We start from the raw sequence: 13,447 nt of genomic DNA, 5'->3' as shown, positions 1-13,447 counted from the left end.
AAAGTCGGGAGATGCCGCTGCTGTCAGGTTTAGGAACAAAGGTAGATACACGCTGCAACCCAAAAAGAACTACGGTTTTGGCCAATTAGCCCCGGTTGAAACGATACCCTGCAGCAACGAGGTATGAGGCAGCGAAGCGTATAAGTAAAACGGGAATAAACTTAATGTTTTGAACAGGCCATGCGCTTCATAATAAAATTTGTGTTTTGAGAATGAAAAATTTGTAGTCTTGCTTTAATCATTAAATTGCTTTTAACACCCAGGTTTCGCGGATTCTTCCAATTTTATTTGCCTGTTCTTTCATTTTTTTTAATAACTCATTATCAATGTATTTTAATGAGGAAAGCTGATGCCAAACTGAAGTTGCTTTGGTGATCAATTTAAAACCTTGTTCTAAAAAGAAGTTTTCTGCCTGTTCAAAACTTTCAAACTTATTATCTTCTACGTGGTGCGCCTCCAAAAATTGAGAAAAATGATCATTGTTCTCGTTTTTAAGTGCAGGGCGTTTAACATAAACATCAGCAGTGATCCAATAACCGCCCCTTTGTTTTAACGATTTATGGATGGTTTTACATAACGATATCTTTTCTTCGGTGTTCAAATACACCAATAAACCTTCATTTATAATACTAATCGGGCCAAGCGGTATTTGATTTATAGCATTCAGAAAAGCATCCTCGTTCAATACGTTTAAAGCTTCGGTTCGGAGTTTTCCTTTTAGGTTTAATTTCTCCTCAACCATTAGCCGCTCAACCAAATCTTTCTTGATATCAATAATGCCTTGTAAATCGGTATCCAGGTAGTAAATAGTTGGATGCCTTAAAACCAGATCCAAGCCTCTAAAAGAGTAACCAGAAGAAATTTCTAAAATATTTAAAGAGCCCGAGGCAAAAAGTAAACTATCAAGTGATAAATACCTGCTTTCGAAATGCACCAGCCGTTTTAAAAATACCTCGTCAAAATCTCTGTTTGATAAATGTTCAAGCGCGTTATTGCCATAAATTAATTTTACGGCATCAGCAACAAAGGGAATATCCGTTAAGCTTTTGGCCAGCAGTAGCGATTTTGCTGAGGGACTTATCGAACTGTGATCACGATTCATTTGTAATTATACCAAAAAAATCTCTGTCTAAAACGGATACTTATTAAATGCAACCTGACTCATTGCGCTCTTTTCGAATAGCGCAATACAGGATTTGTTATATTGAGGGTCGAAGTTTACTTCTCCAGGCTCCAAAGTTTTCGGAACATTGGCATTTTCCATAAAGAAGTAAACTTTTGTATTGCCATATTTAGTGTGGGGCATTAAATTACCGTAATCTTCCATTTCTTTCCACACTGAATCTTTAACGGTTACCACATAAATGCGTTGCACAGGACCAGTATTATTGGCGTTTCTGTACTTCACAATTTCTTTAAAACCGGCTTTCATATCTTCAACTCCAGGCTGATTAAAAGTATCTTTCACAATAAAGAACGTTAAAACCAGAACAACAGCAACGATAAGGTAGGAAAGTGATTTTTTCTTCATGCCTACAATAAAGGCAATATTTTTTCCATAACCGTCAAGCCTTCGTCAATATGCTTTTGTTCAATGCACAGTGCCGGACGGAAACGTATAGTTTTTTCGCCACAGCCCAGAAACATCACATTGTTTTCCAGCCCTTTGCTGATAAAAGTATTACGCATTTCTTTGTTTGGGAAATCGAATGAGCACAATAAACCTCTTCCGCGCACATTACTCATTTGATCGAATTTATGGGAGAACTTTTCTAGGTTATCTCTTAAATACCCACCTACCTTTGTTGCATTTTCACAAAGCTGATCTTCTTTTATAATTTGTAAAATCTGCGTAGAGCGTACCATATCTACCAGGTTACCACCCCATGTAGAGTTGATGCGGCTGGGAACTTTAAATACATTGCTTTCAATTTCATCTACTTTACTTCCTACCAGGATACCGCATACCTGCATTTTTTTACCAAAAGCAATGATATCTGGTCGGGCTTTTTCGCTAAAATGCTGGTGACACCAAAATTTGCCGGTTAAACCCACGCCGGTTTGTACTTCATCGTAAATTAAAAAAGCTTCATTTTCATCTGCCAGTGTTTTAAGCTGGATCAAAAACTCCTCCCGCAAGTGGTTGTCGCCACCTTCTGATTGTATGGGTTCTATAATGATGGCACAGATTTCATCTTTATTTTCAGCAAAAGCTTTTTTGATCTGCGCGATCGAAGCTTCTTCCGTTGCGATGGCATGGTTTAAATGATCACCCGAAAGAGGGAATTTAACCTCTGGAACGGCAACCCTTGGCCAGTCGAATTTGGCAAACCATTTGGTTTTATCGGGCAGGGTATTGGTTAAACTTAAGGTATAGCCGGTACGGCCATGAAAAGCCCTTTCGAAGTGTAAAACCTTAAAACCTTTTTCTTCCGTATATCCTTTGGCAAAGTTTTTCTGAACTTTCCAGTCCATGGCTACTTTTATTGCATTTTCTACCGCTAAGCCACCGCCTGCAATAAAAAATGCATGAGGCAGGTAATCAGGGATACCAACTTCCGAAAATGTTTCTACAAACTGTGCATACTGCTGGGTGTAAACATCCGAATTTGAAGGATTGGCCAAAGCTGCCTGGAACAGGCTGTTCTTAAACCCTTCATCGCTGATCATTTTAGGGTGGTTATAACCTAAGGGAACGGAGGCGAAACAGGTAAAAAAATCGAGTAAAGTTCTGTTGTATTTCGAATCGTAAATGTATGCACCATGACTCTTTTCCATATCATAGGTCAGGTCGAAACCATCGGCCAAAATGTGCTTTCTTAACGATTCGTTAACGCGATCTGCAGGTACTGTTAATTGATACATAAACTTGGTTTTGGTATATTCCAAATTTAGTTAAATGTGCCTAAAATCAAAATTTAAGCACTTTTTGTGAGAATTACGTAAAAAATAGGTTTAAATCGTTTAAAGTATGATTATAGACAAAATTGGGTTTTGGACTTCACAGATGTGGAAAACTTTTTCGCCCGGATGCCTTATAAAATGCTCGCTTACCACAAATTATTAAAGCTTTTATCTTTTGAAATTAGTGTTGGAATAGCGGGAAAAAAAATATTTTTATCCTGCCTGAGAGAAATTAAACGTTAATATTACGTTTATTTGTGCCGGATGTAATACTGCCTTAATTTATTTTGTATCTTCGTTTCAGACCAAATACCACCCCGTCCCTAAAATTATATGTTTAAAAACCTTAAGATTTTTCTGATTCTTATTGTATTTGCTATAACCAATGCGGGTTTTGCCTTTGCTCAGAATAACCTGCTTTCGGTAAAATATGTTGGTGTAGAAAAAGGGCTGTCGAACAATATCGTAAACTCCCTGTACCTGGATCATTTTGGTTTTATATGGATGGGTACCTACGATGGCCTAAACCGCTACGATGGCTACGGATTTAAAGTTTTCAGAAATAACTGGGGTATTGAAAATTCGCTGGTAAACAACCACATTACCGCCCTTAATGGCGACCAGGATAAAATCTGGATCGGTACACAAAAAGGTATTTCTTATTATAGCTACTCAGACGGAGAATTCCATAGTCTGAAATACCTTGAAAAAGGCCAGCCCATCAATTTGTCCTTCTCTGTTAATTCGATTGCTGTTGATAAAAGCTCGAACGTTTTTATTGCTACGGATGAACATGGGCTGTTTATGCAAAAAAAAGATGCTCCCCGTGCCGAATACATTAGTTTAAATGGCGGTAAAATACACGCTGTGAAAGGCCTCTGTGTTGATGAACAGCATGATTTATGGTTTTATGCCAAAGATTATGGCCTATGCAGGTATAATATCCAAAATGGGAAAACCCAGTTAAACAATTCGAAAATAAGAAATGTGACGGCCATTGTTAACGGTAAAAACGGGAAACTTTGGATTGGTACCGAGCACGGTTTGTATACTTTTGATAAAGTAGCCAATAGCCTTAAACAGGTAGATAACTATCCGGTTGCTGATAACATTATGGGGCTGATGCTCGATGGCGAGGGGAAGTTATGGGTATCAACTGATGGTAATGGATTGAGGGTTTATGATACGAGACTTAAAAGTTTAAACAGTTTGCCTACCGGGCGTGAAAAAGGTTTTATATCCAGTAACTCCATTGGTCAGGTGATTGAAGATGGGGAGAAAAGAAAATGGATTGCTACGCTGCGGGGAGGGGTAAACATCATCGATCAGGAAAATGCGCAATTCCGGACGATAAAAAATGATCCTTTGAACAAAAATTCTCTGATCAATAATTTTGTACTTTCTTTTTGCGAGGATAGCACCCAAAATATTTGGATAGGTACCGATGGTGGTGGTTTGAGTGTGTGGAACAGAAAGACCAATACATTTAAAAATTATGCTGAAAACGGTGGTGATGGCGCGCTACAAAGCAATTTTATTACCAGTATGCTGAGCGATGCTGAAAATAATGTTTGGGTAGGGAGTTTTAGCGGGGGCATTGACCGTTTTGACAGGCGATCGGGGAAATTTATCCACTACAGGTGTTACAATAGTGCAAGGGGTTTTGATGATATCAATATCTGGAAGCTCTATCTGGATAAAGGTAAAAATATCTGGGCCGGCACCACGCGTGGAGGTGCATTGTACCTATATAATAAAGCTTTAGATAAATTCGAACTTTTTGATAACAGGCTTAAAGATATCCATACCCTGTACGAAGATACGGAAGGCAATCTTTGGGCTGGTAATTACACACAGTTGATCAAGGTTGACCGGAAGTTTAAAAAACACATTTATTTTACGGTCAATACTGCCATAAGGGCCATAAATGAAGATGCCAAACAGATGTTGTGGATCGGTACGGAAGGTGGAGGCCTTTTGTGCTTTAATCCCCGAACAAAGAAAATTAAACGCTATTTTGAACAGAACGGATTACCCAGTAATTCTGTACTCAATATTCTGCCCGATAATAACGGCAGCTTTTGGTGCAGCACTTATAATGGCTTATCGCAGTATAATCCTGTAACAGGGAAATTTAAAAGTTATTATTCTTCTGATGGCCTGCAGAGTAACCAGTTTAATTATAATGCCGCATTAAAATTGCAAGATGGTGCTTTTTTATTTGGTGGTACAGCAGGTTTTAACCTGTTCTATCCCTCAAAAATAAAGCAGAACCGCAGGGTGCCAAAAATTGTGCTCACCGATTTCAGGATCAACAATATTCCGCTCAATCAGGATTCTGCCTATAAAAATACAACGGTAGTCAACCTGCAAAAAATTTCAATCCCTTATAACGCTGCGGTTATTTATGTCGATTATGCAGCCATTGAGTTCTCTTTTCAGGATCAGATTGCTTATGCCTACTATTTAGAAGGCTGGGACAGGGACTGGAACTATGTAAACAAACTTTCTACGGCCTATTATTCGAGGCTGGATGAAGGCGAATATAAATTACATATCAAAAGTACCGACACCGAAGGCAACTGGAGCAATAATGAAAAAATTATCGTGATCAAGATTCTGCCGCCCTGGTATCGTACCTGGTGGGCTTATGCGATTTATATCATTCTTATTTCTAGTGTAGTTTATGTTTTTCAGACTTACCGCAACAGGCAGCGTAATTTAAAACATGAGGTAGAAATTACGAACCTCAAAATGGAACGTGAGAAGGACCTGAACGAGAAAAAACTTGATTTCTTTACCAATATTTCGCACGAATTACGGACACCGCTTACCCTGATTGTTAACCCGATTAAAGACATTTTAAGTAGTAAGGAAGCCGGACAGGAAAAAAACGATCTTAATGTAGTTTACCGGAATTCGAGGCGTTTATTAAGTCTGGTAGATCAATTGCTTCTTTTCAGGAAAATGGAGAGTGAAAATGATGCGTTAAACATTGTAAAATTAAACCTCTACAAATTTGCCAAAGAAATATTCTTATGTTTCGGTTATACTGCAAAAAACAATAACATCGATTACATTTTCGAATGTGAAGAAGAAAGCATCGAGATTTATGCCGATCGGGATAAACTGGAGATCATCCTGTTCAATCTTTTGTCTAACGCTTTAAAATTTACCCCAATGGGCGGAATGGTGAAATTAAGCATCGTTACGCATCATAATGGGGTTAAAATTGAAGTGAGCGATAATGGTCCGGGTATTGCTAATGAGGTTGCGGAAAAACTCTTCGATAAATTTTATAAAGCTGCCGGTAAAGAATCTTTAAAAATGGGATTCGGCATTGGTTTGTACCTGGTAAAAAGTTTTGTAGAACTCCATAAAGGCAAAATATACTTTTCGTCGGTTAAAGGTGAAGGCACCACTTTTTCGATAGAGATGCCACTGGGTGACTCTCCAACCGAACTGGTAGATTGCGCAGATGGCGACCAGTTGCTTTATATAAACGAACTGATGGCACAGGAAGAGGAAAGCACTGATTTTACCGAACATGACACTAAAGGCAACCTTGAACTGCTGATTTCTGATTTGCATAGTATACTCGTTGTGGATGATAATACGGAGATTATCGGCTACATTAAACAGATTTTTCAGGATAAGTTTAAAATTTATAATGCCACAAACGGCCTTGACGGACTTAAAATATGCAAGGAAGTTTTGCCTGATATTATCATCTCGGATGTTAATATGGACGGGCTTAATGGTATTGAGCTTTGCCGGGCTGTTAAAGAAGATTCAGAACTGAGCCATATTCCGGTAATCCTGCTTACGGCCGATCCGAGCGCCGAGGTTCGTTTAAGCGGTATAGAAGTTGGTGCCTACGATTTTATCAGTAAACCTTTTGATAAGGAACTTTTTTCGGCCAAAATTAATGGTATCATCAAAAACAGGCAGAACCTGCAATCGTATTTTTATAATGAGATTACGCTTAAATCAGATGCGCACAAGGTTTCGCAGGAGGATAGGGGCTTTTTGCAAAATTGTATAAATATTATCGAAGATAACCTGACCGAAGAAAACTTTAGTGTAAAAACCCTGGCCTCTGCATTGGGGATGAGCCATTCTAACCTGTATAAACGGATCAGGGCAACCTCTGGTCAATCGGTGAGCAGTTTTGTAAGGTTTATCCGTTTAAGAAAAGCTGCAGAATTACTGATCAATACCAACCTGAATATTAACGAGGCTGCTTTTAGGGTTGGCATTAACGATATTAAATATTTTAGGGAGCATTTCCAGAAATTGTTCAACCTTACCCCCTCAGAATTTGTAAAGAAACACCGTAAAACTTTTCATAAATATTATAATCTAAATTCGCTCGGTTAACTTAATTAAGCTGTATATAAATGTATTTTCCTAAATCACCCCCTGTAAAGTATGATTTACCCCCCTGTTGCAAAGCGTAAAAAGTTGCTATTTAGCCAAACCAAATATAACCAGGAATTACCATTGGAAATTCGATATGCTTGCACCAATGGCTTCCCTAAACTGTTATGATGTTGTATAAATTCAATCCCTATCTTTTGTTTCCAACCAGACCGGCTAAAATTATAAGCCAAAAAGCATGTTTTTTATTCCTGTTAATAGTGTTTGTTGCATTGCTTTTGTCTTTTGATCATTGTGAGGCACAGCAGGTAAAAATAAGCTCAATTGCCAATAACGGATGGGCCAATAATTCAGTAAATGCTGTTATTTTTCGCAAAAACTCTATTGTAACCTATAAAAACACCCAATATGCGGCTTATTATGATGCAGATCAGTTTGTAGTTTTGGCTAAAAGACAAAGTAAAGCCAAATTCTGGATCTGCAATAAAACGCAGTATCAGGGTGATGCAACTGATGCGCATAAATCCATCAGCATTGCAGTTGATGGGGCAGGCTACCTGCATATTGCATGGGGACAGCACAATAACCAGTTAAATTATGCTAAAGCAGTTTCTGCCGGTTCGCTTACCCTTGGCGAAAAAGAAGCAATGCTTGGGAAAAAGGAAGAAAAAGTAAGTTATCCCGAGTTCTATAAACTCAGCAACGGAGATTTGCTTTTTTTCTACCGCGATGGTGGTTCCGGTAATGGAAACTTAATGATTAACAGATATTCGGTTAGTGCCAGGCAATGGAGCCGCATACAAGACGGTTTAATTGATGGGGAAGGTAAGCGGAATGCGTATTGGCAGGTGGCAACCGATAAGGCCGGTGGTTTGCATATTTCGTGGGTATGGAGAGAAAGTCCTGATGTGGCCAGTAACCATGATCTGGCGTATGCGAAATCAACCGATGGTGGCATCACCTGGGTAAAAAGCACGGGAGAAAAATATAAATTGCCCATCACGGCATCAAATGCAGAGTATGCCCTTAAAATTCCTCAAAAAAGTGAACTAATTAACCAGACTTCGATGTTTGCAGATGAAAACGGAAAAGTTTTTATCGCAGGGTACTGGACCGATAAACCAGATTCTATCCCACAATACCACATTGTTTTTAATGATGGTAGCGGCTGGAAAGTGAATAAACTAACATTCAGGAATACACCCTTTAGTTTAAGTGGCGGTGGCACAAAGAAAATTCCAATTTCCCGTCCGCAGATTATAGCCTGGCCTTACCAAAAAAGTTATGCTGCCGGAATTTTGTTCAGGGATGCCGAGCGGGGTAACAAAGCTTCGATTGCATTAAATCAAAATATTTACACCAATAACTGGAAATTGGAAGACCTGACCCAAACCAGTGTGGGCGATTGGGAACCGAGTTACGATACCGAACTTTGGAAAGATCGTGGCATCCTGAATATTTACATCCAAAATGTAACCCAGGTAGATGGGGAAGGGAAGGCCGCAACGAAGCCAACAGCTGTACAGGTATTGGAGTGGCTGCCTAAAAAACAATAAATAAACTGAAACGCACAATGATTAAACTAAATATGAACTTGATTTCGCGCTTATGGCTGCTGGCTTTTTTAATCCCCTTTCAACTATCAGCACAAAAGAAAACCGCTGCAGGTGAAAAAATGTCGGCTTACCTGTTTGTATATTTTACCGGGAATAATAAATCCGAAGAGGCCATACACTTTGCCATCAGCAATGATGGTTTCACCTATAAGGCCCTGAATAAAGATCAGCCTATTTTATCTTCCGCAAACATCAGTTCAAGCGGAGGCGTACGCGATCCGCATATTTTGCGTGGTGCCGATAGCAAAACTTTCTACATGGTGGCCACCGATATGGAATCGGCTAAAGGATGGGATTCCAACCGGGCAATGGTGCTGCTAAAATCAACCGATTTAATCCACTGGAGCTCTAAAGTAGTCAATATCCAGAACCGGTTTAAAGGAAACGACAGTTTAAAACGGGTGTGGGCACCGCAAACCATTTATGATGCGAAAGCCAAAAAATATATGGTGTACTGGTCGATGAAACATGGCAACCAGCCCGATATCATTTATTACGCTTATGCCAACTCAGATTTTACCGATCTGGAAACTAAACCGAAACAACTGTTTTTTAGTCCTACAAATGGCTCTTGTATCGATGGTGATATTATTTACCACGATGGAAAATACAATCTTTTTTTCAAAACAGAAGGTGAAGGGAATGGCATTAAAAAAGCGGTTTCGAGTGAATTGACTAGTGGTTATGTGCAGGAAGATCATTATTTACAGCAAACCAAAGAGGCGGTAGAAGGTGCCGGGGTATTTAAGCTTAATAATAACAGTGGTTATATCCTGATGTACGATGTGTACATGAAAGGCCGCTACCAGTTTACCAGAAGTACGGATTTAAAAAACTTTAAAGTGGTTGATGAAGCCGTAAATATGAACTTCCATCCGCGCCACGGTACCGTTTTGCCCATTAGCTCGGCTGAAGCGGCACGATTGGTTTCTAAATGGTATTCGCCACGGGCAATATTCGAATCGGCAACTGCTTCTGTTATCAAAACCAATAATATTGTGGTCGATTCGGCCAAAAACACCGTGTTTTTTCCACTTAAGTATGGTACTAATTTAAAGGCGGTAAATCCACAATTTATTTCTTTTCCGGGCATTGAAATTTCTCCGTCCGGACCGATCGATTTCAGTAAAGGTGCAGTAAATATCAAAATTAAATTAGCAGGTAAAGCAGCCCAATCTTTTACGGCATCGGCTGAAATAAATAATAATCCGGTGCTGTCCGGTTACTTTGCTGATCCTGAAATTATTTACTCCAATAAAACCTCAAAATATTATTTATACCCTACCAGCGATGGTTTTACAGGCTGGAGTGGTACTTATTTTAAAACATTTTCCTCTACCGACCTGGTAAACTGGAAAGATGAAGGCATCATTTTAGACCTGAACCGCGATGTAAGCTGGGGGAAAAGAAATGCATGGGCGCCAACCATTGCAGAGAAGAAAATCGGAGGTGAATTTAAGTATTTCTACTATTTTACTGCAGCCCAAAAAATAGGTGTTGCGGTTTCCGATCATCCGAACGGGCCATTTAAAGACAGTGGCAAGGCATTGATTGATCAAAAGCCAAAAGGCATAAAAAACGGTCAGGAAATTGATCCGGATGTATTTACAGACCGCAAAACAGGCAAGACTTATCTTTATTGGGGAAATGGTTACATGGCCTGTGCACAATTGAACGATGATATGGTTTCTATTGATAGCAGTACCCTAAAAATAATTACGCCGACCAAGGATTTCAGGGAAGGGACAGAGGTTTTCTACCGCAATGGAAAATATTATTTCCTATGGTCGGAAGATGATACCCGGAGCGAAAATTACAGGGTAAGTTATGGTTATTCAGATAACCCAACAGGCCCGATCACCATCCCTGAAAATAACCTCATTTTAGCCAAGATACCATCGGAGGGCATTTATGGCACTGGCCACAACAGTGTCATTCAGGTTCCGGGAAAAGATGAATGGTACATGGTATATCATCGTTTTACGATTCCGAAAGGAATCAGTATGGGCAGCGCCGCAGGTTATAACCGTGAGGTTTGCATCGATAAAATGGAATTCAATGCCGATGGTACCATCAAAAAAGTCATTCCAACCAGGAAAGGAATAAACCCAATCAAATAATGAAGAAAATATACATCACACTTATACTGGCAACATTGTTTTCAGTTATAGTAAGGGCACAAAACACAAGACCAGAAATACTCCAGATCATCAATAAGGTAAACCGTTACTGGCAAAGCAACAACAAGGCCGAGGTACGTGCTTTTTGGGATAATGCAGCCTACCATACCGGGAATATGGAGGTATTTGCCTTAACAAAGGATGAAAACTATCGTAAATATTCGGAAGATTGGGCTGCACACAACCAATGGATGGGGGCAAAATCAACCGATAAAAGCCAGTGGAAATATAAATATGGTGAAACCGACGATTATGTGCTTTTTGGAGACTGGCAGATCTGCTTTCAAACTTATATCGATCTCTATCATTTAGATCCAAAGGAATATAAAATAGCCAGGGCCAAAGAAGTAATGGAATATGAAATGGCTACACCTGCAAACGATTACTGGTGGTGGGCCGATGGTTTGTACATGGTGATGCCGGTAATGGCCAAACTTTACAAAACCACAGGCAATAAACAATATCTCGAAAAATTGCACGAATACTTTTCCTACGCCAACAGCATTATGTACGATCAGGAAACGGGGCTTTATTACCGCGATGCCAAATACGTGTACCCCAAACATAAAAGTGTAAACGGGCAAAAGGATTTCTGGGCGCGTGGTGATGGATGGGTTTTCGCCGGTTTGGCAAAAGTGCTTAAGGATCTGCCCAAAAACGATCAGCATCGAAAAGAGTACATCAGCAAATATAAAAGAATGGCCGATGCCATTGTCAAAAGTCAGCAGGCCGAAGGCTATTGGACAAGGAGTATGTTGGATGCCGCACATGCCCCAGGGCCCGAAACCAGTGGAACGGCCTTTTTTACCTATGGTTTACTCTGGGGAATTAATAACGGTTACCTCAAAGAAAAAACTTACCTGCCTGCCGCCATAAAAGGCTGGAAATACCTTAGCGGAACGGCTTTGCAGGAAAACGGGAAAATTGGTTTTGTACAGCCCATAGGAGAGAAGGCCATTCCGGGTCAGGTTGTTGATCAAAATTCGACTTCTAATTTTGGCGTGGGTGCTTTCTTGTTGGCAGGATGTGAATATTATAGATTTTTAAAGAAATAAAATGAAAACTTTATACAAAAGCTTATTGGTGATCGCAATTGCTGCTTTAACCTTACCAGTATCGGCACAGAAAAAGAAAAAAAATGCCGAAAACTTAAGCGACAGACAATTTTGGCTGCAACAAATGGATAAAATGGTAAAGCCGGTTTTGTATAACCTGGCTAAAGATAGTCTGCGTATTGCGATGCCGCAGGTTACCTCCATCCATATTGATAATAAAGAACACCGCATAAAAGTACAATATGTGGAGGTTTTGGGCCGTGTTTTAAGCGGAATAGCACCATGGCTGCAATTGGAAGATGGAGACGCAGAGGAAATTGCACTCCGCAAACAATACCGCGAATGGGTGTTACAGGGTTTGAAAAACTCCCTCGATTCTAACGCCAAAGATTTTATGAACTATGATATAGGCGGGCAGCAACTGGTAGATGCTTCTTATGTGGCACTGGCCTTAATCAGGGCGCCATGGATATGGGAACACCTGGATGCGAAAAACCAATCGCTGATGATGAAATCGATCGTCACCACCCGTAAATTTAAACCCGTATTTTCGAACTGGTTGCTGTTTTCGGCCATGAACGAGGCTTTTTTAGCCAAATTTGGCTACAGTTGGGATCCGATGCGTGTTGATTATGCCTTACAGCAAATGGAGCAATGGTATGTGGGCGATGGCATGTATAAAGATGGCAGCACTTATGCTTTCGATTACTATAACAGTTATGTAATCCATCCATACCTGGCCAAAATAGCCGAAATTATCGGAACCAGGGTAAAGGATTACAACAGCATGTTCGAAAAAATAAGGAAAAGAAACGAACGTTATGCCATTATCCAGGAGCGCCTGATCAATACCGATGGAACTTATCCTGCTACCGGCCGATCTATCGTTTACCGTGGTGGTGCCTTTCACCATCTGGCAGATATGGCTTATAGAAAAGCCTTACCTAAACAGCTAAGTCCTGAACAGGTACGCTGTGCGCTTACCGCTGTAATCAAAAAAACACTCGAAAGCCCTGGCACTTATAAAAACGGTTGGTTAACCATAGGTTTATACGGTTCGCAGCCCGATCTTGGCGATTTTTATAATAACCAGGGTAGTCCTTACATCTGTACCAATATTTTTCTTCCTCTTGGTTTGCCTGCCAGCGATCCCTTTTGGTCTAACCCGCCTGCAAAGTGGAGTGCGCAGCGCATCTGGACCGGAGAAGATTTCCCTAACGATCACAGTGCCGATTTAAGATAATATATCAACCTTAGCGTAATGCTATTAAGTTGAGAATTTTTAACCACAGATGCACACAGATAAACACAG

The 13,447-nt window shown here is 40.0% G+C and carries 8 protein-coding genes; 5 read left to right on the top strand and 3 right to left on the bottom strand.

Annotated elements, in window-relative coordinates; all coding sequences use genetic code 11:
• Nucleotides 1-241: 241 nt before the first annotated feature.
• The 3 genes from H9L23_RS15565 to lat are packed head-to-tail and all read right to left on the bottom strand — an operon-like array spanning nt 242 to nt 2,865.
• Nucleotides 242-1,102, bottom strand: coding sequence for a hypothetical protein (locus tag H9L23_RS15565; RefSeq protein ID WP_187591279.1), 861 nt, complete (start codon nt 1,100-1,102; stop codon nt 242-244).
• 27 nt (nt 1,103-1,129) lie between these two features.
• A complete protein-coding gene (locus tag H9L23_RS15560; protein ID WP_187591278.1) occupies nt 1,130-1,531 on the bottom strand; it encodes a hypothetical protein in 402 nt (133 codons plus the stop codon).
• Nucleotides 1,532-1,533: 2 nt separating this feature from the next.
• Nucleotides 1,534-2,865 (bottom strand): L-lysine 6-transaminase, encoded by a 1,332-nt coding sequence (gene lat / locus H9L23_RS15555; protein WP_187591277.1) that lies wholly within the window; start codon nt 2,863-2,865, stop codon nt 1,534-1,536.
• Between the two features lie 372 nt (nt 2,866-3,237).
• Between lat and H9L23_RS15550 the strand changes: the two genes are divergently transcribed.
• The 5 genes from H9L23_RS15550 to H9L23_RS15530 all read left to right on the top strand — a co-directional run bounded on the left by H9L23_RS15550 (nt 3,238) and on the right by H9L23_RS15530 (nt 13,378).
• Complete coding sequence (locus tag H9L23_RS15550) at nt 3,238-7,284, top strand: hybrid sensor histidine kinase/response regulator transcription factor (RefSeq protein ID WP_187591276.1); 4,047 nt, start codon at nt 3,238-3,240, stop codon at nt 7,282-7,284.
• Between the two features lie 260 nt (nt 7,285-7,544).
• The gene (locus tag H9L23_RS15545; protein WP_246474710.1) at nt 7,545-8,840 is read left to right on the top strand and encodes a BNR repeat-containing protein; all 1,296 of its coding nucleotides are present in this window, start codon (nt 7,545-7,547) and stop codon (nt 8,838-8,840) included.
• Between the two features lie 17 nt (nt 8,841-8,857).
• On the top strand, nt 8,858-11,020 hold the full coding sequence (locus H9L23_RS15540) for a family 43 glycosylhydrolase (RefSeq protein WP_223190985.1): 2,163 nt from the start codon (nt 8,858-8,860) through the stop codon (nt 11,018-11,020).
• Nucleotides 11,020-12,135 carry a glycoside hydrolase family 88/105 protein gene (locus H9L23_RS15535; RefSeq protein WP_187591275.1) on the top strand — a complete coding sequence of 372 codons (1,116 nt, stop codon included), beginning with the start codon at nt 11,020-11,022 and terminating at the stop codon, nt 12,133-12,135. The genes H9L23_RS15540 and H9L23_RS15535 overlap by 1 nt, the downstream gene beginning before the upstream one ends.
• A 1-nt stretch (nt 12,136) precedes the next feature.
• Complete coding sequence (locus H9L23_RS15530; protein ID WP_187591274.1) at nt 12,137-13,378, top strand: DUF2264 domain-containing protein; 1,242 nt, start codon at nt 12,137-12,139, stop codon at nt 13,376-13,378.
• Nucleotides 13,379-13,447 lie beyond the last annotated feature (69 nt).

Source organism: Pedobacter roseus (assembly GCF_014395225.1).
Classification (GTDB): domain Bacteria; phylum Bacteroidota; class Bacteroidia; order Sphingobacteriales; family Sphingobacteriaceae; genus Pedobacter; species Pedobacter roseus.
Note: the sequence above shows the minus strand (reverse complement) of the source record. Positions and strands in the feature narration are given on the sequence as shown.